The following is a 26,399-nucleotide window of genomic DNA, read 5'->3' as shown; positions in this document are numbered from 1 at the left end:
GTCGAAGGCTTCCTCGGCGTAGCGGATACGCGCCATGTCCCAGGGCGACGCAGGGGACGCCTCGGCCGGCGCGGATCCCCCAGGCGCCTCGGGTTCCCCGGGCGCGGAAGGCATCCCGGCGTTCAGGAACGACTCGAAGTCCGGGAACGACGCCGGGTCCGGGGACAACACGAGCGGCGCCACAGGGGCGGTCGTCGCCTCCGGCTTCTCACCCGGCGGTGTGGCGGAGGAGGCGGCAGCGAGCCCTGACGGAGCTGCCGAGCCCAGAGCCGTCGGTCTGGTCGTCGTGGCCGTGGTGGGCGGAGCCGCCGTGGGGGCAGCAGGCCCGGGGGGCCCGGAGCGCGGGTACGGCTGTGGGATGGGGCGCGGGGCGTTGGGGACAGGCGGCTGCGGGGCCTCCACCTCCGCCTTCTGCCAGACGGCGTCGGAGGCGGCGAGCACGGTGAGCACCGACCGGTTCTGATCATCCGTGCCGGACAGGTCCGTCGGGGTGTCGGTCCAACCCACGTCACGGCCCACCCGCTGCGCCAGCCGCCTGGCCACCTCGCCGATGCCGGGAGCCGGCCAGGCGTGCGACAAGACGATCAGGGTGTCCTCTTCCTTGTCGGTCAGGGTGAGGTCGTTCGCCATCAGCTCCAAGAACTCACGGACCGGCATCTGGAGCACACTATCGCCGATGATCAGCATGATGCTGTCCGGATCCAGCTCGTCCAGTTCGATCCGCACCAGGTAGGGGGCCGGCTCGGTCGCCTGCTGGTTCGGGCCCTGGTGCCGCCACGGCGCGTCCTTCAGACCGCCGGGCGCAAGGATCTGCGCCAGGCTCACCACCCCTGACCGCGGCTGCCCCGTGAAGTCACGACCGCTCCCCCGGGCCCCGTCCTGGACCGTGTCCAAGCCGGTGCCCGTGAACGCCCCGTACTCCTCCTCCAGGTCGTATGCGGCCGCCACGTCCGGGTCGGACGCGTCCCGCCCCACCGCGAACGCCTGGGTGAGCCTGGCCCGCAGGCGCTCGCGATGGCGCGGCTCAACGTCGAAGTCCGGGTCCAGGTGGAGCACCCGCACGGCCAGCTTGTCCACTTCATCCACGTCCATGCCGGGTGCGCTCAGCAGATCCATGGTCTTCACCCACGCCCAGAACATCCGCGACCGCTCCACCTCGCCCAACTGCTGATCTGGGCCGGACAGCTTCAGGGCGTCGACGGCCTCGGACTGCGCACCACCCCCGTTCAGCCACCCCGCGGCCAGCCACACCACCGGCAGCTCCACGAAGTCCCGGAACGGCACCCCCGCCTTCCCCGCCGTCGCCGCCGCGGCCAGCACCCGGCGAACGACGTCCTGATCCACCATGACCCCGGGCCCGGCATGTGCAACGATCACCCGCCGCAGCAGATCCAGCGTCAGCGGACCCGCCTGCTTGAAGTCGTCGTCCGCCAGCCACATCCCCTCCACCGCCGCCACCCCCCGAAGCAGCTCCCCGAAGTCGGCACGGTCCTCCGCATAGACCCCGAACATCGACTTCAGCGCCCGCAACCCATACAGCGTCCGCTCCAGCATCTCCGCCGGCACCGGACCATCCCCTGAGTGCAACTCGGCCGCCCGCGCCAGCCGCTCCAACTCCGCACCCTCCGGCTCCGGCCGCAGCAGATCCCACCCCCGGGCCCGCCCCTGAGGATCGGCGAACAGGGCCCGCATGTACTTGCCGTTCTCCTTCCCGAAGCCCTGCGGGCCGTAGGAGACACGCGCCCAGCGCCGCGCCCCGTTCACGATGTGCTGCCCCACAGACACCACCCGCAACGGATCGGCCACGGACACCTCGGGAGCGAAGTAGCCCCTCGGGGCGGGACCCGGCCTGTTGCTGTCCTTGGGGGACCCGATCCAGCAGCAGGAGATGTCCAGCCAGCGATCCTTGGGCAGCCGGGACATCAGCCACGTCACCCACGCCACCGCATCACTCTCGTCGATGAAGCGTTCGGCCACGCCGCTCCCGCTCCACACCGTCAGCACCAGGTAGCCCGGCACGCCATGCAGGGTGATGCGGTACGCGTCGGCCTCCGGGAACGGACTGCCCTCCGGACCGGGACGCGGCAGCTCCAACTCCGGCCCCAGATCGTCCAAGACGAAGTGGTAGTCGAAGTACGTGGTTATCCGGTCGCTGTGGCGGCCCGGCTTCTCGAAGTCCTCCGCGTACTCGGCGGGGTCGAACGAGGCGTCGCCGATCCGCTCTCCGCTCGCCTCGCTGACCGTCGGCAACATCACCACGTCGGGGTACCAGTCGGGCTCGCTGCCATCGAGAACCGGCCCCTGGCCCGGCCGGAGCGGGAACCAGTCGCCCGTGGGAACCCCCGGCCGCCCGGCAACCGTGTCGATACCGCCCCGCTGGGTGACCTTCGCATCACCGCTGTGCGGCCACACCACCAGACCCGTACGGTCCGCAAGCCTCTGCAACAGCGCACTGTGACGGCCCAGGAAGGGAACGGCCACCACGATCGGGGTGCCCGGCGGCAGACCCGCCCGCGCCACGTCCGCCGCCACCAGCTCCACGAACTCCTCGATGTCCACGTCCCGCGTCGAACCGTCCGGCAGCCGCACCACCACCTTCTTCTTGTCCTCGCGCCAGTCGGCCCCGACGACGTACGGCCACTTCCCCTTCGGCCACGGTGTCTCCCGCCTGGGGCGGCCGATGGGGGCCAGGGAACCGTCGGACTGCGGCGTCAGGACCTCGCTCCAGTCTGTGTCCAGCTCCAAGGCGTCCGGCCCCAGCCAGTTCAGACCCGGAACCCGGCGCCCCCACAGCGTGAAGTGGCCGCTCTGGGCCGACCCGGTCGCCCCCAGCCTCTCCAGATGGAACGCCCCCAGCTCCGCCAGACTCCCCGCCCGACCATCCGCCTCCGCATCCCGCACCAGCCCGAACAACTCCGCACGCACCGTCTGGTCCACCGGCGCGCCCTTCGGCAGACGCAGCACATGACGGGTCAGCACGTCCACGTCGAACGGACCGCTCCGGAACCGCCGGTCCCGCCCGTGCATGGCCTCCAACAGCCGCTCTGCCGCCGCTTCGTCCGGGGACTGCGACGCGGCGGCTGTCTCCGGGGCGAGCGGGGCTGGGGACTCGGCCGTCTGCGGGGCGACCGGCGCGACGAACACCCGCGAAACGGAGTCCCCCGGCGCGGATGTGGACGGCCCCGACGGCGCCCGCGCCGCCACCCGCGCCACGGCATCGTCCGCGCCGGAAGCACCCGGGTCCGCGCCCTCGCCGGAGCCACGGGACACCACCGTCCCACCCACACCCGCCAGGGCCGCGGGCGCGGTCGCGTCGCGCCCGGCGGATTTGGGGAGCGGCTGCGGGACCGAGAACGGGGCGTCGTGGAGGTACCGCGGCGGAACGGGAACCGCCTCCCGCCAGCCTCCGTCAGGGTCGGATCCGGCGGGCGCGGTGAGCACCGAAAGTCCCTCGTCGCCCGTCTCGGACAGGCTCGTCGGGAGATCGGTCCACCACACGTGACGGCCCAGCCGCTGCGCCAGCCGCTGCGCCAGCGCGCCCATGCCAGGCCCCAGCCCGGAGAACGAAAGGACGACGCGAGTGTCCAGGGCGCAGGAGAGCAGACCGCGGTCGTTCGCCATCACCTCCAGGAACTCACCGACCGGTATCACCTCCGTCCGGTCCCCGAGGACCACTTCAAGAAGGTCCGGGTCCTGCCCGTGCGGCTTGACACTCACCAGATAGGGGGGCCACTCGTCCTCCCGCCACGGCGCGTCCACCAGACCAGCGGACGTGTGAATCTCCGCCAGATCCACCTTCTCCGGCCGCTCACCCGTGAAGTCACGGCCGCTCCCCGGCTCCCCGTCCATGTCCGTGTCCACGGCGATGAATTCGAGGACCCCGTGCTCCGCCAGGTCGTACGAGGCCGCCACGTCCTGGTCGGACGCGTCCCACCCCGCTGCGAACGCCCGGGTGAGCAGCAGCCGCAGGTCGTCACGTTCCGACGGGTCGACGTCGAAGTCCGGGTCCAGGTGGAGCACCCGTATGGCGAGTTCGTCCACGGCCACACCGGGCTCATCCAGCACCTCCCCGGCCTTGACCCGCGCCCAGAACATCCGCGACCGCTCCGCCTCATGCACCTCGCCGGAACCGGACAGCCGCAAAGCGTCGACAGCCGCGGCCTTCATGCCAGGCGAACGCACCCACCTGGCAGCCTCCTGCACCGCGGGCAGCGCCACGAACTTACTGAACCGGGCCTCGTGCAGTCCGGCATCGCGCCATGTGTCCCACTCCGCCGCAGCCGCGGCCAGCACCCGGCGGGCGGCCTCCTGGTCCACCCCGGACGCGGCCTCGGGACGCGCCTCCACCACCCGCGACAACAGATCCAGCGTCAGCGGACCCGCCTGCCGGAAGTCCGCGTCGGCCAGCCACATCTCATCCACCGCCGCCGCCCCCCGCAGCAGTTCCGCGAAGTCGGCACGGTCCTCCACCCAGACGTCGAACATCGACTTCAGCGCCCGCACCAGACGCAACGTCCGCACCCGCACCGCCGCCGGCACCGCGCCACCGCCCGAGTGCAGCCCGGCCACCCGCGCCAGCACATCCAGCTCCGCGTCCTCCGGCTCCGGCCGGAACAGAACCCACACCCGGTACCGCCCCTGGGGATCGGCGAACAGGGACCGCACGTACTTGCCGCCGACCGTGTCCATCCCCTGTGGGCCGTCGGAAGCGCGCGCCCAGCGTCGCGCCCGGTTCGCGATGTGCTGCCCCAGAGAGACCTCCCCCAGCGGATCGGGCACGAACACGCCGGGCAGGGCGTTGGTCACCCGGCCGGGGTTCGGCACGACACGGTTCTTGGGAGACCCGGCCCAGCAGCAGGGGAGGTCGATCCAGTGGTCCTTGGGCAACCGGGACATCATCCAGATCGCCCACGGGACCCCCTCGTCCTCGTCGACGAGGCGAATACCGAGGCTGCCGGTGGCCCTGTCCCGCACCACCAGCGAGAGGTAACCCGGTCTGCCGTGCGTGCTCAGGCGGTACGCCTTGTCCTCTGGGAACGGACTGGCCTCAGGCCCCGGACGCGGCAGCGCGTAATCCGGGGTGACCGCGTTCACGGCAAGGTTGTAGTGCTCGAACGTCGTCGCTTGGTCGAGATGGCGGTCGCCCTCCTCGAAGTGCTCCGCGTACTCGTCGGGCTCGAACGAGGCGTCGCCGATCAGCTCCCCCGTCGCCTCGCTGACGATCGGCAACATCACCACGTCGTGGTACCAGTCGGGCACGCTGTCATCGAGAACGGGCCCCTGGCCCGGCCGGAGCGGGGCCCAGGCGCCGTTGGGGACTCCCGGCCGCCCGACGACCGTGTCGATACCCCCCTTCCCACCGGGTCGCGGACTGACCGCCACCTCACCGCTGTGCGCCCACACCACCAGGCCCGTGCGGTCCGTGAGCTTCTGCAGCAGCTTGCCGTGGCGGCCCAAGAAGGGAATGGCCAGCACGATCGGGGTGCCCGGCGCCAGACCCTCCCGCTCCACGTCCGCCACCACCAGCTCTATGAACTCCTCGACGTCCAGGTCCACCGTCGAGCCGCCCGGCAGCCGCACCACCACCTTGTCGTCACGCCAGTCGGCCCCGACGACGTACGGCACCCTCCCCTTCGGCCACGGCGTCTCCCGCCCGGGGCCCCGGATGGCCAGGGAACCGCCCGGCTGCGGCACATAGACCTGACTCCGGGTGGTGTCCAGCTCGATAGCCGCCGGCCCCAACCAGTTCAGGCCCGGAACCCGGTCACCGTCAACCGTGTAGTGGTCACTCCGGCCCGGATGGATCACCCCCAACTCGGCGAGGCGAAACACCACCAGCTCCGCCAGGCTCCTCGCCCGCCCAGCCTCCTCGGCGTCCCGCACCCACTCGAACAACCGCGCACGCACGGCTTCGTCCACCGGCACGCCCTCCGGCAGACACAGAACATGACGGGCCATCACGTCCACATCCAGCGGACCGCTTCGGAACCGCCAGTCGCGCCCCCGCAGAACGTCCAGCCTCTCCAGCGCCGCCGCGTCCCCGGGCAGGGTCACCCCCACCGTCGCCCGCCGCGCCAGGTCCTCCCGCTCCACACCGGCGAGCACAGCCGCATTCTCGGACGGCCACCCCGAAGCCTGCGCGGAGAGCGCGAAATCCCGCACGCCCAGCCGTCGCTCACCCGAAGGCAGCCCCTGCTGAAGAGTGCGCAGCGCATCGTCCAGGAAGCCGGTGAACGCCTGGTGCGCGTTCCGCGCACGCACCTCGTCCTCACCACCGGTGCCGTATCCGGTGATCTGGACGCTCGGCAGCGCGACACCCGCCCGCCGGTTGCGCAAACCGGCCAGCGCCACCTCGAACGCCAGCTTCCTGAGAGTCTCCCGCTGCTCTCCGAGCAGATGCTCCGTTCCCTGGGCCCAGAACACCACCGGGGTCAGCACCGGCAGCGCCCGAAGCGGCCCATCCGCTCGGGGCTCGGCCGCTCGCGGATCAACCGGCGCGGTGAACACCCGCGGGGCGGACCCCTCCAGACCGGGCATCTCCTGCCCCGACGACGCCCGCGCCACCGGCCGCGCCTCGACCACGTCCCCCCGCGGCTCCCACGCCACCACCCCGTCCGCAGGTCCCGCCGGCTCCCCATGACCCAGCTCCCGGGGGGCCGGCACCGGCCCGGTGGCCGGGTTCTCGGAAGCGAGGTCCGTGGAGGTGTCCGTGACCGTGGCGGTGGGGCCCCCGTGGGGCGCCGCCGTCCCCTCCGCGTCCGCCACGACCGGAGCCGCCAAGGACAGGGTCGGCAGAGCCGTCGTGGCCGGAGTCATCGTGGGAGCACCAGGTCCGGGGGGCCTGGAGTTCGGGAGCGGGTACGGCCGCGGGGCGGGGAGCGGGGCGGGCGGGACGGGCGGCGGCGGGAACTCCACCTCCGCCTTCTGCCATTCGGCACGGGAGGCGCCGAGCACGGTGAGCACCGGCGCGCCCTGATCGTCCGTGCCGGACAGGTCCGTCGGGGTCTCGGTCCACCACGCGGGACGACCCAGTTGCGTCAGCCGCCTGGCCACCTCAGCGATGCCGGGAGCCGGCCGGGCGTGCGACAGGACGACGGTGCTGCCCGGCCTCTTGTCCGTCAGGGTGGGGTCGTTCGCCATCAGCTCCACGAACTCACCGACCGGCATCCGGAACACGCGGCTGCCGATGAACAGCGTGATGATGTCCGGCTCCCGCTCGTCCAGTTCGATCCGCACCAGGTCGGGGACCGGCACGGTCGCCTGCTGGTTGCGGCCTTGGGGTGGACGCTGGTGCCGCCACGGCGTGTCCTCCAGACCGGCGGGCTGACGGATCCGCGCCAGGTTCACCCCCGACCAGGACTCCCCCGTGAAGTCACGACCGCTCCCCTCGACTCCGTCCAAGGCCGTGTCCATGGCGGTGTCATCGAACGCCCCGTACTCCTCGACGTCGTACGCGGCCGCCGCGTCCGGGTCGGACGCGTCCCGCCCCACAGCGAACGCCCGGGTGAGCACGACCCGCAAGCGCTCACGTTCCCGCGGGTCGACGTCGAAGGCCGGGTCCAGGTGGAGCACCCGCACGGCCAGCGCGTCGCGCTTGGTCTCGTCCATACCGGGCGCGTCCAGCACCTCCCCGGCCTTGACCCGCGCCCAGAACATCCGCGACCGCTCCGCCTCCCGCACCTGACCGGGGCCGGACAGCTTCAGGGCGTCGACGGCCTCGGCCCGCGCACCATCCCCGTTCAGCCACCCCGCGGCCTCCCGCACCACCGGCAGGACCACGAAGTCCCCGAACGACTCCCCCGCCGCCCACGCCGTCGCCGCCTCGGCCAGCACCCGGCGGACCACATCCTGACCCACGCCGACCCCGGGCTCCGCACGTTCAGCGATCACCCGTCCCAGCAGATCCAGCGTCAGCGGACCCGCCCGCTCGAAGTCGTCGTCGGCCCGCCACATCGAATCCACCGCCGCCGCCCCAGCCAGCAGCTCCCCGAGGTCGGCGCGGTCCTCCGCATAGATCCCGAACATCGCCTTCAGCGCCCGCAACGCATCCAGCGTCCGCACCAGCACCGCCGGCGGCACCGCGCCGGGGCCCGAGTGCAGCCTGGCGACCCGCGCCAGCCGGTCCAGCTCCGCGCCCTCCGGCTCCGGCCGCTCCAGGGCGAACTCCCGCGGCCGCCCCCGGGCATCGGTGGTCAGGCTCCGCATGTACTTGCCGTTCTTCCGCCCCTTCCCCTGCGGGCCGTAGGAGACCCGCGCCCAGCGCCGCGCCCCGTTCACGATGCGCTGTCCCACAGACACCTCCCGCAGCGGATTGGCCACGAACACATCGGGAGCGAAGACGTCCCTCCCGGCGGGCCCCGGCCTGTTGCTGTCCTCGGGAGACCCGATCCAGCAGGCGGGGAGGTCCAGCCAGCGGTCCTTGGGCAGCCGGGACACCAGCCACGTCACCCACGCCACCGCCTCACTCCCGCCGACGAAGCGGTTGACCACGCCGTTCCCGCTCCACACCGACAGCACCATGTAGCCCGGCACGCCATGCATGGAGATGCGGTACGCGTCGGCCTCAGGGAACGGACTGCCCTCGGGGCCCGGGCGCGGCAGCTCCAACTCCCGCCCAGCGGCGCGCAGGGTGAAATAGTCGTTGACGTACGTCGTCATCTGGTCGATGTGGCGATCCGTCTCCTCGAAGTCCCGCGCGTACTCGGCGGGGGCAAACGAGGCGTCGCCGATCTGCTCCCCGGTCGCCTCGCTGACCATCGGCCACAGCACCACGTCGGGGTACCAGCTGGGCACGCTGTCATCGAGAACCGGCCCCTGGCCCGGCCGAAGCGGGAACCACGCACCCTCGGGAACCCCCGGCCGCCCGACGACCAAGTCGATGCCGCCCTTATCGTCAGGCCGCGGGCTGACCTTCACCTCACCGCTGTGCGGCCACACCACCAGACCCGTACGATCCGCCAGCTCCTGCAACAACGGGCCATACCGGCCCAGGAAGGGAACGGCCACCACGATCGGGGTACCCGGCGGCAGACCCGCCCGCGCCACGTCCGCCGCCACCAGCTCCACGAACTCCTCGATGCCCGCGTCCCGCGTCGAACCGTCCGGCAGCCGCACCACCAACCTGCCGTTACTGCCGTGCTTGCCGTCCCGCCAGTCGGCCCCGACGACATACGGCACCCGCTCCTTCGGCCACGGCGTCTCCCGCCTGGGAGCGCCGCCCATGGCCAGGGAACCGTCCGGCCGCGGCATCAGGACGTCGCTGAAGTCCATGTCCAGCTCCAGGGCGTCCAGGGCCCCCATGGCCTCCGGCCCCAGCCAGTTCAGACCCGGAACCCGGTGGCCCCCCACCGTGAAGTAGCCGCTCTGATCCGGGCCGGTCGCCCTCAGCCGTTCGAGATGGAACGCCCCCAGCGCGGCCAGACTCCCCGCCCGCCCGTCCGCCTCGGCCGCCTGGACCAGCCCCAGCAGCTCCGCGCGCACCGCCTGGTCCACCGGTGCACCCCCCGGCAGGTGCAGCACCTGACGGGCCACCGCGTCCGCGTCGAACGGACGGCTCCGCAGTCCCCGGTCCTTCCTCTGCAGAGCCTCCAACCGCTCCACCGCCGCCGCGTCCGGGGAGAGAGCGAACCCGACCGTCGCCTGCCGCTCCAGCACCGCACGCGGCACACCGGCGAGCGCGACCACCTCCTCCGAGGGTCCCTCGGGAGCCCACCGCACGGAGACCGGGAAGTCCTCCGCGGCCAACCGCCCCGCCCCCTCGGGCAGGCTCTGCTGAAGGATGTCCAGCACCTGGTTCAGATGCCAGGTGAACACCGCGCGCAGAGCCCCCGCGCGCCACTCGCCACCATCAGCGACCCCGGCGCCGTACCCGATGATGTCGGTCCGCGGCAGCGCGGCGCCCGCCGGCCGGTTCCGCAGACCGGCGGTCGCCACCTTGACCGCCAGCGTCCTGATGGCCAGCTGCCCATCCGGGGACGGGCCCGTCTCACCCGGCCCGAACTCCACCACGCTCAGCGTCGGCAACTCGGAAGACGGCGCGGCCGTCCGCGGGGCGGGGGGCGCGGCCGTCGGCGGGGCGACCGGCCCGATGAACACCCGCGAACCGGATTCCCCCCGCACGGATGTCGACGGCCCCGACGGCGCCCGCGACCCGGCGCCGTCCGCGCCGGAGCCCCCGGCCGCCTCCGGGGCGGCGCCCGCCCGGTCCGCCGCCGGGGACTCCGGAGCCTGCGCCCACGCCCGCTCAGGGGCATGCCGCGGCGTCAGATCGAAGTCGCGCAGGTCCAGGTCCGTCCTGACCTCGTCCGCGGCCCACGCCAGGAGCGCCGGCAGCGCCTGTGCCAGTGGCGGGACCGGCTGCCCGAGGGAGACGAAGTGTTCGTCGGTCAGGGCCCGCAGACGGCTCCAGGTCAGCAGGGAGTCATCGCCCTGGTCGGCCCGCCACTGGTCCAGCGCGCGGAAGCCACGCAGCAGGGCCTCGAACGCCGTCTCGTCGTCCTCCTCGGACATCGACTCGTCGTCCTCCTCGGACATCGACTCGTCGTCCTCCTCGGACGTCGGCTCGTCGTCCTCCAGCAGCGGCCCGTACACCAGCCGGACCGCCCGCCACCACCGCGCCACATCCCCAGCCCGGTCCCGGTCACCGGTCACCCGCTCGGCCCACGCGGCCAGCTGAACCGACGACGGCTCCCGGCGGAACCCCGCCAGCCAGTCACCCTCCGCCAGCTGAAGCCGCACCACCCGCTTCTGCCGGACCACACCGTCCTCGTCCGCCACCTCCTCGACATCCGAGGCGAACCCGAACTCCAGGCCCAGGGCGGAGGTCCACACCCACCGGTCGAAGCCCGTACCGTTGGCCAGCACCTGACCGGCCACCGGCCACTCCAGCGGATCACGGCCACGCGCATGCGGACCCGCCACATCCGCGCCCGCCACCAGCACAGCCGTATCCCACGGCGCTGCCGTCAACTCCGGTGCGCGCGCGAAGAGATAATCCACCACCCGCGGGTAGCCGACCGCCACGCCCGAACCGTCCCGGACCCGCAATTCCGCCGCGGTCCCGTTCCCGTCCATACCGACCAGGAACACCCTGTCGAACGGCGCCTTCTTCCGCGGGCCCTCCGCCACCACTGCCGGAGTCCCGGCCACACCTCCGGGCACCGGCCCCCGCCGCACCCGCGTGACGTACTCCACCCCGGGCAGCAGACCGTAGGACCCCTGCCGATACAGCCACGGTCCGGCTACTGCGCCACCCCGCAGCGACACCCCCACCTGCACACCCGACGCATTCAGGTGCTGCACGTGCGACACGCGGTCCACCGGAACCCGGGTCCCGTCCAGCGCCTCGATCTCCGCCTTCCACTCGATCGCGGGCGGCGGCGGCCCCTCGAGGACAGCCGTCAGCACCCGCTCCGCGCTCCTGACGGCCCCCTCGACACGCGCACGCAGCCCGGCGGGAACGGTCCCGCTGCCCAGGAGAGCGGACGCCCGCCCCGCCGCCGTGGCCATCAGCTGATACGCCGGGCTGTCCGCGGGCAGCCGGATGTGCCCCAGGGCGTAGCGGGCCAGCGCCTTGGCCACGGTCATCCCCTCCGCCGCCGTCAGCAGCGGCCGGGGCGGGCCGTCCGCCCGCGGCACACCATTGGCGGCCAGCCACATGAGCGGGAGGGATCCCCGGACCACCGGATGGTTCACGATCCGTTCCAGCGACCGGATCAGCACCTCGGGCGACAGCGGGACCCGGGCCGCCACCGCCTCCTCGTACATCTGCCGACCGAGTTCCACCAGCTCGGCGCCGGCCCGCTCGATCTCCTCCTCGGTCATCGTCCTGCCGTCGAACCCGTACCCCCGCAGCTCGTCCACCGCCAGCGGGACCGCCAGCGTGCCGTTGCCGGTGTCCAGGCCCGGGAGTTCGTTCATGCCGACCGACTCGTACTGGCCGATCCGCCTCCCCTGGGACGTCAGCCCCGTCAGCGCGGCGGTCAGATGCTCGCGAGGGGACGGCACTTCGTCGGCGTCGAAGAACCCGTACGGGACGGCCTCGCCCGGCCGGTGGCGCGCGAAGGTGCGCTCCATCTCCTTGGTCAGTGCGGCGTGGGCGATCACGCTGAGCTGGTCGTGACGCTTGTCGAGGAAGTCCCGCGAGTCAGGCCGCAGAGCCCGCCTGACGCTGTCGAGCGCGGACCGGGACACCACCGCCAACCGGTTCTTGAGCAGGTCCGAGGTATCCGTGAACGCGGCGTTGACCGGTCCGGTGGCGACCTGGTTGAACGTCATCCACGCGTATCCCCAGACCTCGTTCACATCCGGAATGGCGGCCAGGAACGGCAGAAGGTCCGCGACCGCCGGGTCGCGGTAGCCGAGCCGGCCCACCAGTTCCTGGGCGGCCTGCCCCCCGAAACGCCTCCCCGCGACGAACAGGGGAAGCGTGTCCTTGCGCCACAGCCGGTTGATGGCGTGATCCCAGAGCATCATGCGGCCCACCGCGGGGGGACCCAGGGAGAACTGCGCGTAGGGGCGGCCGTCGTAGTCCAGGGCGAGGGGATGGACGGTGGTCGCCTGGCCGATCTCGGTGATCTCCCACCCCGGAAGATCCCCCAGAAGCTCCACCAGCGGCATCGGACGCCCGCCCCGCTCGGCCGTGCCCGTCCGCGCCAGCCGGTCACGAACCAGCTTCCGCTTGGCCTCCGCCTCCGCCCAGGACTGCCGCCGCTCACCCGGAATCACGGCCGCCGGATCGGTGTCGACCTCCGGGATGAAATGCACGACCCCCTCGAACCTCGCCCCCGGGGGCTGTTGCGCCGTCGGATCGAAGAGCCGGTCCGTGGCGCGGTCGAGCCAGAACTCCGTCGCATCGACGGTGACCCTGATTCCGGGGCCATGCGCCAGCACCTCCTTCCGCAGATCGGGCCGCTCCCCCAGGCGCTCCGGGATGCCGAGCCTCCGCAGAAGGTCGGGGGTGACGGAGATGTCGAGCGGATAGCGGTACTCGATCTCCGGGCCGATGGCCCCGTACTCATCACGCACCGACCCGTCCAGCATCGCGTGCGCCACCGACGACGACTCCACGAACGGCTCCAGCGCGTTCGCCACCACCCGCCCGGACGGACCGACCACCACCGCTTGCGCGTCAAACAACAGCGCCACATCCGGCGGATCCATCGACACCCGGTGCCCCTTGCGCATCGACGCGTCCACCCACACCACACCATCCGCCGTGTGATACGCCGCAAACGCATGCCCCAACCCGTCCTCCGGCCGCCGCGCCAACACCAACGCCACCGAGCCCGGCCCCACACCCTCCGCGTCCCGCAGCGCGTCCGCCACCGCACCCCACGACCCCACCCGGCCCCACCCAGGACCCACCACCAAACGGGACGCCGCACCCGGCCGGTCCAGCACCGAGTCATCCACCACACCCCCGGCCCGCACACCCGAAGGAAGCAACACACCCGGATGCAACTCATCCCGCAACGCACCCAACAACTCCAAACACCGCCGCTCCGACACACCACCCGACGGCAGCCCCACCGCCACACCATCCACAAGGGCCGTCAGCTCCCCACGGGTCAGCACCCGGGGAGCGGAGTCCGGGGCAGCGGCCTGGCCGCCGTGAAGCGCCGCCATCCCCGCCGCCTCCGCCCCGTACCGAGCCACAGGGGGCAGAGTCGTAGTCGTCGTGGGCGGAGCAGTCGTGGGAGCACCAGTCCCGGAGGGCCCGCGGAGCGGGAGCGGGAGCGGCCGTGGGACCGGCCGCGGGGCGTGCTGGACATTCGGTGGCGGGAGCTCCACCGCCGCCTTCTGCCAGACGGCGCCGGAGGCCGCTCCGGCGGACACGGTGAGCACCGGATTGCCCTGGTCGTCCTTGCCGGACAGGTCCGTCGGGGTGTCGATCCACCACACGGGAGCGCCCAGCCGCTGCGCCAGCGCCCACGCCACCTCGCCGGCGTCGGTACCCAGCCCGGCGTGCGAAAAGAGGACCTCGGTGCCCCTTTCCTTGGCTGTCAGGGTGGGGTCGCTCGCCACCACCTCCAGGAACTCACCGATCGGCCCCCGGAAGCCACTGCCTCCGATGGTCATCAGGATGGTGTCCGGGTCCTGCGGATCCAGTTCGGCCCGCACCAGGTGGGGGACGCTCGCGGCCGCCTGCTGGTTCGGATCCTGGTTCCGCCATGGCGCGTCCACCAGATCGGGCGTACGGACCTGCGCCAGGTTCACCCTCTTCTGCGGGCGCGGCTCCCCCGTCAAGTCACGACCGCTCCCCTTGGCCCCGTCCAGGACCGTGTTCATAGCGGTGGCGGTGTCATCGAACGCCCCGTACACCTCCAGGTTGAACGCGGCCGCCGCGTCCGTGTCGAACGCGTCCCGCCCCACGGCGAACGCGTGGGTGAGCACGGCCCGCAGCTCGTTGAGGTCCAACTCGTCCACGTCGAAGTCCGGGTCCTTGTGGAGCACCTGCCGGGCGAGGTCGTCCTCCTCCATCTCGGTTGTGCTCAGCAGTTCCATGGTCTTGACCCGCGCCCAGAGCATCCGCGACCGCTCCACCTCAGCCATCGGACGGGTGCCGGACAGTTTCAGGACGGTGACGGCCTCGGCCGCCGCCTCATCCCCGTCCAGCCACTGGGCGGCCTCCCGCACCACCGGCAGGTCCACGAAGTGCCGCAACGGCAGCTCCACGCGCTCCCCCTGCGGGCCAGGGGGCCGTGTCTCCCATGCCTTCGCCGCCGCGGCGAACACCCGGCGGGCGACGTCCTGGTCCACCCCGGACGCGGCCTCCGGACGCGCCGCGATCACCTGCCGCAGCAGATCCAGCATCAGCGGACCCGCCCGCCGGAAGTCCGGGTCGGCCAGCCACATCGAATCCACCGCCGCCACCCCCCGCAGCAGCTCCCCGAAGTCGGCACGGTCCTCCACATGGACCCCGAACATCGACTTCAGCGCCCGCACCGCTATCAGCGTCCGCTCCAGCACCTCCGCCGGCACCGGGCCATCCCCCGAGTGCAGCCTGGCCACCACCGCAAGCCGGTCCAGCTCCGCACCCTCCGGATCCGGCCGGCCCAGGTCGAACTCCCGCAGCCGCCCCTGGGGATCGACGAACAGGGACCGCACGTACTTGCCGTCCAACACTCCCAGCCCCTGCGGGCCGTAGGAAATGCGCCCCCAGAATCGCGTCGCGTTCACGATGCGCTGTGCCAGAGAGATCTGCCGCAGTGGATCGGCCACGAACACCTCGGGGGCGAAGACGCTCCTGTGGACGGGCCCCGTGCTGTTGCTGTCCTTGGGGGACGCGATCCAGCAACAGGGGAGGTCGAGCCAGCGGTCCTTGGGCAGCCGGGACACCAGCCACTTGACCCATGCCACCGCCTCATCCTCGCCGAGGAAGCGTTCGACCACGCCGTTCCCGTCCCACAGCGTCAGAACCACGTAGCCCGGCAAGCCATGCATGGTGATGCGGTACGCACCGCTCTCGGGGAACGGACTGCCCTCGGGACCCGGACGCGGCAGCTCCTGCTCCAGGCCATGGGCGTTCAAGGCGCTGTGGTAGTGGGTGAACGTCGTTATCCGGTCCGCGTGTCGGCTCGGCTCCTCGAAGTCCTTCGCGTACTCGCCGGCTCCGAACGAGGTGTAACCGATCTGTTCTTCGATCGCCTCGCTGACGACCGGCCACATCACCACGTCGTGGTACCAGTCGGGCACGCTGTCATCGAGAACGGGCCCTTGGCCCGGCCGGAGCGGGACCCAGTCGCCCTTGGGGACTCCCGGCCGTCCGGTGACCGTGTCGATGCCGCCCGTCCCGTAGGTCCGCGGACTGACCTTCACCTCACCGCTGTGCGTGCGCACCACCAAACCGGTACGATCCGCGAGCTTCTGCAACAGCGGGCTGTGGCGGCCCAGGAAAGGAATAGCCAGCACGATCGGGGTGCCCGGCGGCAGACCCGCCCGCGCCACGTCCGCCGCCACCAGCTCGATGAACTCCTCGATGTCCACGTCCACCGTCGAACCGTCCGGCAGCCGCGCCACCACCTTGCCGTCCCGCCAGTCGGCCCCGACGACGTACGGCCGCGTCCCCTTCGGCCACGGCGTCTGCCGTCCGGGGCCGCCGATCGCCAGGGAACCGTCCGCCTGCGGCGTGAGGACATCGCTCCAGTCCGTGTCCAGCTCCAGGGCATCCATGTCCCCCATGACGTCCGGTCCCAGCCAGTTGAGACCCGGCACCCGGTGTCCATCCACCGTGAAGTAGCCGCTCTGGGCCGGCCCGGTCGCCCCCAGCCTCTCGAGGTGGAACGCGCGCAGCGCCGCCAGGCTCCCCGCCCGCCCGGCCGCCGCGGCATCCACCACCAGCCCGAACAGCCACGCACGCACCGCCTGGTCCACCGGCGCACCCTCCGGCAGGTGCAGCACACGACGGGCCACCACGTCCACATCGAACGGATCGCCCCGCAGCGCCCGGTCCCGCCGGTGCAGAGCCTCCAGCCGCTCCGCCGCCGCCGCGTCCGGGGGGAGGGCGAACCCGACCGTCGCCTGCCGCCCCAGCACCTCACGCGGCACACCGGCAAGCGCGACCACCTCGTCCGAGGGTTCCCCGGGAGCCCACTGCACGAAGAACGGGAAGTCCTCCGCGGCCAGCCGCTCCTCCCCCTCGGACAACACCTGGAGGATGTCCAGCACCTGCTTCAGATGGCCCATGAACACCGCGTACGCAGCCCGCGCCCGCCACTCGCCACCGCCGGCGACATCGACACCGTACCCGGTGATGACAATCCGCGGCAGCGCCGCGCCCACCTCCCGGTTCCGCAGACCGGCAGACGCCACCTTGAGCGCCAGCGCCCTGATGGCCCGCTGCCCGTCCCCGGACGGGCCGGTCCAGTCCGGCGCGAACTCCACCACGCTCAACGGCGGCAACTCGGGAGGCAACACGGCCGGCTGCGGAGCGAGCGGTGCAACCGGGGCGGGCGCCTGCGGAGCGAGCGCGGCGGGAGGCGCGGGTAGCGCGGCCGGCTGCGGAGCGAGCGGGGCGGGCGGTTCGGACGTCTGCGGGGCGACCGGCGCGACGAACACCCGCGCAGCGGACTCGGAGTCCCCGGACACGGGCGTGGACGGCACCGACAACTCCCGCACCGACCCCCGCGACCCGGCACCGTCCGCGCCCGAAGCCCACGGCACGCCCGGGGCCGCGACCGCACCGGCCGCGCCGGTCCCGTCGGCCGGCCCGGGGGGCGCGCTCCTGGTGGGACCGCCGTGGAGCTTCGCCGGAGCCGCCGAGGGCACGGTCGCCGCCGTCGTAGTCGTCGTAGCCGCGGGCAGGGCCGCCGCGGGAGCGGGAAGCCCGGAAGACCTGGGGAGCGGCCGCGGGACCGGGCGCGGGGCGTTCTGAGTGCCCGGCGGCGGGGGCTCCGGCAGCGCCTCCTGCCAGACGGCGGCGGAGGCCGCTCCGGCGGGCACGGTGAGCACCGGCGCGCCCTGGTCGTCCGTGCCGGACAGGTCCGTCCGGTCGTTGGTCCACAGCACAGGACGGCCAAGCCCCTGCGCCAGCAACCACGCCACGACGTAGATGCGGGGAGCGGTCCTGGCGTGCGACAGGACGACCTTGGTGCCCTTTCCCTTGGCTGTCAGGATGGGGTCGTTCGCCATCAGCTGCAGGAACTCAATGACCGATATCCGGAACACACTGCCGTCGATGTCCAGCTCGATGATGTACGAGTCCTGCGGGTCCTGTTCGATCCGCAGCAGGAAGGGGACCGGCTCGGTCGCCTGCCGCTTCCGGTTCCGGTTCCGCCACGGCGCGTCCACCAGCCCGCCGGACGTACGGATCTGCGCGAGGTTCACCCGCGGCCACGACTCCCCCGTGAAGTCACGGCTTTTCCCCTCGACCCCGTCCAGGACCGTGTCCCTGTCGGTGGCGATGAACGCCAGGTTCACCTCCAGGTGGTACGCGGCCGCCGCGTCCGTGTCGGACGCGTTCTGCCCCACGGCGAACGCGCGGGTGAGCAAGGTCCGCAGGTTCTCACGCTCCGACGCGCCGACGCCGACGGCCGGGTCCAGGTGGCGCACCCGTATGGCGAGATCGTCCACGTCCACACCAGGCTTGCTCAGCAGGTCCATGGTTTTCACCCACGCCCACAGCATCCGCAGCCGCTCCGCCTCACCCAACGGGCGGGGTTCGGGCAGATTCAGGACGGTGGCGGCCTCGGACCTCGCCTCATCCCCCCGCACCCACTGCGCGCCCAGCCGCACCACCGGCAGCTCCACGAAGTCCCACGGCATGTCCACACGCTCGCCCCGCGGACCACGAGGCCGTGCCTCCCACCACGCCGCCGCCGCGGCCAGCACCCGGCGGGCAACCTCCTGATCCACCCCGGACGCCGCCTCCGGACGCGCCTCGATCACCCGCGACAGCAGATCCAGCGTCAGCGGACCCACCCGCCGGAACTCTGGATCGGCCAGCCACATCTCGTCCACCGCCGCCACACCCCGCAGCAGCTCCCCGAAATCCGCACGGTCCTCCACATACACCCCGAACATCGACTTCAGCGCCCGCACCGCAATCAGCGTCCGCTCCCGCACCTCCGCCGACACCGGGCCACTCCCCGAGTGCAACCGGGCCACCACCGCAAGCCGGTCCAGCGCCGCACCCTCCGGCTCCGGCCGCCCCAGCTCCCAGTCCCGGGCCCGCCCCTGGGGATCGGTGAACAGGGTCCGCACGTACTTGCCGTTCCTCTGCAGCTTCATCTCCGACTGCGGGCCGTAGGAGACACGCGCCCAGCGCCGCGCCTTGTTCACGATGTGCTGTCCCGGAGACAGCTCCCGCAGCGGATCGGCCACGAACACTTCGCGGTAGAAGAGGGATCCCACGTCGGGATCCGGCCTGTCGCTGTCCTTGGGGGAGGCGAGGCAGCAGCAGGCGAGGTCGATCCAGCGGTCCTTGGGGAGCCCGGACACCAGCCACGCCACCCACGCCGCTGCCTCGTCCTTGTCGAGGGAGCGGTAGTACACGCGGTCCCCGCTCCGCACCGCCACGGCCATGTAGCCCGGGATGCCATGCGCGCTGATGCGGAGCGCGTCGGCCTCGGGGAACGGACTGCCCTCGGGACCCGGACGCGGCAACTCCCGCTCCGGTGAAACGGTCTCCGAGGCGAAGCGGAAGTCGACGTACGTCGTCATCCGGTCGCTGTGGCGTTCGTTCTCCTCGAATGTCTCCGCGTACTCGGTGGGGCGAAACGAGGAGTGGCCCATCTGCTCGCCAATCGCCTCGCTGACCATCGGCCACATCACCACGCTGCGGTACCAGTCGGGCAGGCCGGCATGGAGAACCGGCCCCTGGCCGGGCCGGAGCGGGAACCAGACACCCTTGGGAACTCCGGGCCGTCCGGCGACCGTGTCGATACGGCCCTTCCCGTCGGGCAGCGGGCTGACCTCCACCTCACCGCTGTGCGGCCACACCACCAGACCCGTACGATCCGCCAGCTCCTGCAACAACGGGCCATACCGGCCCAGGAACGGAACGGCCACCACGATCGGGGTACCCGGCGGCAGACCCGCCCGCGCCACATCCGCCGCCACCAGCTCCACGAACTCCTCGACGTCCACGTCCCGCGTCGAACCGTCCGGAAGCCGCACCACCACCTTGCCGTCCTTGCTGCCGTCGCCCCCGACGACATACGGCCGCGTCCCCTTCGGCCACGGCGTCTCCCGCCCGGGGCCACCGCCAGGGGCCGGGGAGCCGCCCGCCTGCGGAACCAGGACCTCGCTCCGGTCCGTGTCCAGATCCAGGGCGTCCGACTCCAGCCAGTTCAGACCCGGAATTCGGTGTCCCCCCTGCGTGAAGTGACGGCTCCGGTCCGACCCGGCCGCCCCCAGCCTCTCCAGATGGAACGCCCCCAGCGCCGCCAGACTCCCCGCACGCCCATCCGCCTTGGCAGCCCTCACCAACCCGAACAACTCCGCACGCACCGCCTGAACCACCTGCGCGCCCTCCGGCAGACGCAGCACATGACGAGCCACCACATCCACGTCGAACGGGCTGCTCCGGAACCGCAGGTCCCGCCCGTGCAGAGCCTCCAACAACCGCTCTGCCGCCGCCTCGTCCGGGGCGGGTGGCTCGGCCGTCTCCGGGGCGGGTGACGCGGACGCCGGCGGGGCGACCGGCGCGCCCAGCACTCGGTCGGCGGAGTCGGTGGCCTCCCCGGTGAGTGGCCGGGCGGCGGGGAGCTGTGCGACCCCCCTGACAGCCCCGTCGAGGGCCTCGGACTGCCGCGGGGAGGCCGGGGCCGGGAGGGCTGGTGTGGGCGGTGCCTCCGTCAGCGGGATACGGACCGCTGTAGCACCGGTTTCCCGCTCGTCGGGCACCAGCAGCAGACCCGAGGAATCCGCGGACAGCGTGTAGGGCACCGTCGGGAAAGCCTCCAGCACCTCGGCCGCGTTGGCCGCACGCCCGATCCACCCGCTGTCCCCGTACAGCAGCGCACCACTGGGCTCATGCAGGAAATCGGCACCGAACCGCCGCCAGCCCTCCGGCTCCAGCACCCGCCCCACACCATCAGGACCGCCGGGAAGCCGGACCCGGCCCGCGTCACTGACCTCGTAACCCAGCGGCTCCGAACGAGAATCCGCCCGACGCTCGAAACCAAACCACTCCTCCCGGCCCTTCCCCTTGCCCGCGGACACCCCAGCAGACGCCTCAGCAGACGCCTCGGCGGCAGGCACCTCCACCGGCGCGGCAGACCGCGGCCCCGCCACCGTCACCACACGCCCGATCGGCCAGTGCGCCGCCAGCGGATCCACACCCGCATCCGGCGAACCGCCCCGCAAGCCCCCCAGACGCGAACCCAGCCGCCGCACATCCGACCACCGTGGAAGGCCACGGCGCCCGGGGCCTCCCGGCCCACCGGCGGTACCCGCCCGGCCCGCCACCGAGGACTCCGGGGCCTCCTCCCACGCCCGCCGGGGTTCATACCGCGGCGTCAGATCGAAGCCAAGGAGGTCCAGGTCCGTCCCGACCTCGTCCGCGGCCCGCTCCAGGAACAGCGGCAAAGCCTGTGCCAGTGGCGGGGCCGACTGCCCGGGGGAGGCGAAGTGCTCGTCGGTCAGGGCCCGCAGACGGCGCCAGGTCAGCGGGGAAGCGTCACGCCGGCGCGCCCGCCACTCATCCAGCGCGCGGAAACCACGCAGCACAGCGTCAAACGCCGCCCCGTCGTTCTCCAGCAACGGCCCGTACACCAGCCGGACCGCCCGCCACCACCGCCGCACATCCTCAGCCCGCCTCCGATCACCGGTCACCCGCTCAGCCCACACCGCCAACTGCACCGACGACGGCTCCCGACGGAACCCCACCAGCCGGTCGCCCTCCGCCAACTGAAGCCGCACCACCGGCACCTGCCGGGTGACACCGTCCTCGCCCACCACCTCCTCGACGCCCGAGGCGAACCCGAACTCCAGACCCAGGGCGGAAGCCCACACCCCCCGGTCAAAACCGGTGCCGTTGGCCAGCGCCTGACCGGCCAGCGGCCACTCCAGCGGATCACGACCAGCCGCATATGGGCCCCCCACATCCGCACCCGCCACCAGCACATCCGTGTCCCACGACGTCTCCGTCAACTCCGGCGCACGCGCGAAGAGATAATCGATCACCCCCTTGTAGCCGAACGCCACACCCGAAACACCCGAACCGTCCTCGGACCGCACCGGCAACCACGCCGCGGTCCCGTCCCCGTCCAAACCGACCAGGAACAGCCTGCCGAACGGCGCCTTCTCCCACGGGCCCTCCGACACCACCACCGGCGTCTCCGCGCTGCCGTCCGGCTGCTCCCACCGGACCTCCGTGACGTGGCCCACCTCCGGCAGCAGGCCGTAGGACTCCTGCCGCCCCAGCCACACCCCGCCCCCGCGCAGCGACACCCCCACCGGCGCGCCCGAACGGTTCGAGTGCTTCACGTGCCACACCCGGGCCGCGGGAACCCTGGACCCGTCCAGCGCCACGATCTCCGCCAGCGACCCGATCGCGGGCGGCGTCGGCGCCTCGCGGAGAACCTTCAGCGCCTTCTCCGCACCCCTGACAGCCTTACTGACGTCCTCGCGCTCGCCGGCGGGCACGGTCCGGTTCGCCAGGAAAGCGGACGCCTCCCCCACCACCTCGGCCAGCAGCCGATACAACGGATCGGCTGTGGGCAACGGGGTGCCCAGGGCGTAAAGACCCAGCGCCTCGGCCGATTCCTGCTCGCCCCTCACGGTCAGCAGCCGCCGCGGCGCGCCGTCCACGTGCGGCACGCCCTCGACGGCCAGCCGCAGGAACCGGGAGAAGTCCCGCACCACCCGGTTGTCCAGAATCCGTTGCACCGACCGGCGCAGCTCCTCGGGGGGCAGCGGGACCGAGGCCGCCACCGCCCGCCGGTACAACCGCTCACCGAGGGCCGCCAGTTCGGCGTCGGTCTGCTCGATCTGCTCCTCGGTCATCGTGGGGCCTTGGCCGTTCACCGCGAGCGCCCGGAACTCGCCCAGCAGCAGCGCGACCGACAGCCGGGCACTGTCGGTGTCCAGCGGGAACTCCACCATGCCGAGCGTCTCGTACGGGGTGGTCTGCCCTCCCTGGGACGTACGCCCCGTCAGCGCGGCGGTCACCTGCTCACGTGGGGAGGGCGCGTCGCCGAACGCCATGTCGAAGAACCCGTCCGGGACGGCTTCGCCCGGCTTGTACCGCCGGAAATAACGCCTCATCACCGCCGTCAGCTCGTCGTGAACCAGCTTGCTGAGCGCGTCGTGATCCTCGTCGAGAAAACCTCGCGTGTCCGGCCGCAGAGCCCGGCGGGCGCTGTCGAGCGCGTGCCGCAGCGGCAGCGGCAGCAGGTTCTTGAACAGCTGCGGGGGTTTGCTCGCCGGCTGGGCGGCGGCCTGGTTGAACATCTGCCAGGCGTATCCCCAGACCTCGTCCACATCCGGGATGACCGACAGGAACGGCAGGAACCTCGCCGGTACCTTGTCGCCACCCATGATCCGGGTCACGAGTCGCCGGGCGGACCGCTGCCCGGCCTGCCGCCCCGCCAGGAACAGATCCAGCTGGTACGGCGCCAACAGCCGCCCAAGAGCGTGGTCCTGGGCCGCCCTGAACCCGAACGCCGGGGTGCCCAGAGTGGGCTGGTGGTAGGAGCGGCCGTCATACCCCAGACCGGGAGGATCAACGATGACTCCCTGGCCGAGTTCGGCGATCTCCCACCCCGGAAGGTCTTCCAGAAGCTCCCGTAGCGGTATCGGACCGCCCCGCTCGGCCGTGCGCGCCAGCCGGTCACGGATCAGCTTCCGCTTGGCCTCCGCCTCCGCCAGAGTCTGCCGTCGCTCACCCGGAATCGAGACCGCCGGATCGACGACGACCTCCGGGATATACCTGGTGACGAGTTCACTCCCCGGGGGCACTTGAGGCGCACCGATGTCATAGAGCCGCTGGGTGGCGGGGTCGCGCCAGAAGGGCGTCGTGTCGAGGGCGATCTTGATGCCGGGACCTTCGGCGAGGATCTCCCCCCGCATATCGGGCGCCTCTCCGGGGTCCTCCGGGATGAGGACGCCAAGCCTCCGCAGGAGGTCGGGGAGGAGAGGGACGGTGAGCGGATAGCGGTACTCGGTCTCGGTGCCGAGGGCCCCGTACTCATCGCGAACCGCCCCGTCCAGCAACGCGTGCGCCACCGACGACGACTCCACGAACGGCTCCAGCGCGTCCGCCACCACCCGCCCGGACGGACCCACCACCACCGCTTGCGCGTCAAACAACAGCCCCACCTCCGGCGGATCCGTCGACACCCGGCGCCCCTTGCGCTTCGACGCGTCAACCCACACCACACCGCCATCCGCCGTGTGATACGCCGCGAACGCATGCCCCAGCCCGTCCTCCGGCCGCCGCCCCCGCTCCAACGACACCGACCCCGGCCGCCGCGCCAACACCAACGCCACCGACCCCGGCCCCGCGAGCCGCGCTTTCTCCAGCGCATCCGCCACCGCACCCCACGAACCCACCCGGCCCCACCCAGGACCCACCACCGAACGGGAAGCCGCACCCGGCCGGTCCAGCACCGAGTCATCCACCACACCCCCCGCCCGCACACCCGACGCAAGCAACCCGCCCGGATGCAACTCATCCCGCAACGCATCCAGCAACTCCAGACACCGCCGCTCCGACACACCCCCCGGCGGCACCGACACCGCCACCATGCCGTCCACGAGGTCCGTCAGTTTCCTGCGGCTCAGCACCCGGGGAGCGGAGTCCGGGGCGGCGGCCTGGCCGCCGTGAAGCGCCACCGTCCCCGCCGCGCCCGCCCCGTAGCGAGCCCCCACGGCCAAAGCCGCCGAGGGCGGAGCCGATGTCGTCGCAGTCGAGGTCGTCGCGGGAGCAGCAGCCACGGCGGACTTGGGCAACGGCTCCGCGACCGGGCGCGGGGCGGGCGGGACGGGCAGCGTCGGGAACACCACCTTCGCCTCCTGCCAGACCGGGCCGGAGGCCGCACTGGCGGACGCGGTGAGCACCGGCACGCCCTGGTCGTCCTTGCCGGACAGGTCCGTCGGGTCGTCGGTCCACCGCACAGGACGGCCCAACCGCTGCGCCAGCCGCCTCGCCACCTCGTCGATGCCGGGAGCCGGCCGGGCGTGCGAAAAGACGACTTCGGTGCCCCTTCCCTTGGCTAGCAGGATGGAGTCGTTCGCCATCAGCTCCAGGAACTCACTGACCGGTATCCAGAACACGTCGCCGTCGATGTCCAGCTGGATGATGTTCGGGTCCTGCGGGTCCAGTTCGATCCGCATCAGGTAGAGGTCCAGCTCGATCGCCTGCCGCTTCCGGTTCCGGTTCCGCCACGGCGCGTCCACCAGCCCGCCGGACGTACGGATCTGCGCAAGGTTCACCCGCGGCCACGACTCCCCCGTGAAGTCACGGCCGTTCCCCCGGATCCCGTCCAGGACCGTGTCCCTGTCGGTGACGGCGAACGCCCAGTTCACCTCCAGGTGGTACGCGGCCGCCACGTCCGTGTCGGACGCGTCCCGCCCCACGGCGAACGCCCGGGTGAGCAGGGTCCGCAGGTTCTCACGCTGCGACCGGCCAACGGCGAGGCTCGGGTCCAGGTGGAGCACCCGTACAGCGAGTACGTCCACGTCCACACCGGGTTTGCCCAGCAGGTCCATGGTCCTGACCCACGCCCACAGCATCCGCAACCGCTGCGCCTCACCCAACGGAGCGGAGCTGAACAGGCTCAGGGCGTTGGCGGCCTCGAACCTCGCCGCACCCCCCCGCACCCACTGCGCGCCCAGCCGCACCACCGGCAGATCCACGAAGTCCCACGGCATGTCCACGCGCCCGCCCCGCGGACCACGAGGCCGTGCGTCCCACCACGCCGCCGCCGCGGCCAGCACCCGGCGGGCAACATCCTGATCCACCCCGGACGCCGCCTCCGGACGCGCCTCGATCACCCGCGACAGCAGATCCAGCGTCAGCGGGCCCACCCGCCGGAACTCTGGATCGGCCAGCCACATCTCGTCCACCGCCGCCACACCCCGCAGCAGCTCCCCGAAATCGGCACGGTCCTCCGCATACACCCCGAACATCGACTTCAGCGCCCGCAGCGCAATCAGCGTCCGCTCCCGCACCTCCGCCGACACCGGGCCGCTCCCCGAGTGCAACCGGGCCACCACCGCAAGCCGGTCCAGCGCCGCACCCTCCGGCTCCGGCCGCGGCAGCTCCCAATCCCGAGCCCGCCCCTGGGGATCGGCGAACAGGGTGCGCACGTACTTGCCGTTCGCCGACAGCTTTGTCTCCGTCTGCTGGCCGTAGGAGACACGCGCCCAGCGCCGCGCCCCGTTCACCATGTGCTGCCCCAGAGACAGCTCCCGCAGCGGATCGGCCACGAACACCTGGCGGTCGAAGAGGGATCCGTGGGCGAGAGGACCCGGCGTGTCGCTGTCCTTGGGGGACGCGAGGGAGCAGCAGGCGAAGTCGATCCAGCGGTTCCAGGGCAGCCGGGACACCAGCCACTTCACCCAGGCCACCGCCTCACTCTCATCGATGAAGCGGTTGTACACGCGGTCCCCGCTCCACACCGACAGCACCATGTAGCCCGGCACGCCATGCAGGCTGATGCGGTACGCGCTGCTCTCAGGGAACGGACTGCCCTCGGGACCCGGACGCGGCAAATCCTGCTCCGGCGAAATGAGCTTCAAGGCGAATCTGTAGTCGACGTACGTCGTCATCTGGTCGAGGCGGCGGTCGCCCTCCTCGAAGTCCTCCGCATACTCGGCGGGTTCGAACGAGGCGTCGCCCATCCGCCCCCCGGTCATCTCACTGACGATCGGGAACATCACCACGTCGCGGTACCAGTCGGGCACGCTCTCATCGAACACCGGCCCCTGGCCCGGCCGGAGCGGAACCCAGG

The 26,399-nt window shown here is 72.2% G+C and carries 1 protein-coding gene (cut by both window edges); it reads right to left on the bottom strand.

This entire window lies inside a single protein-coding gene on the bottom strand: locus tag ACH4S9_RS18095, encoding a lonely Cys domain-containing protein. The 61,581-nt coding sequence extends 984 nt beyond the window's left edge and 34,198 nt beyond its right edge, so the window shows coding positions 34,199–60,597 (codon 11,400, partial, through codon 20,199, complete); the first complete codon in reading order (the gene reads right to left) occupies nucleotides 26,395–26,397. Both the start codon and the stop codon lie outside the window.

It is taken from the genome of Streptomyces sp. NPDC021225, assembly GCF_044332865.1.
GTDB lineage: Bacteria > Actinomycetota > Actinomycetes > Streptomycetales > Streptomycetaceae > Streptomyces.
The sequence above is the reverse complement of the archived record's forward strand: the minus strand, read 5'-3'. Positions and strand labels throughout refer to the sequence as shown.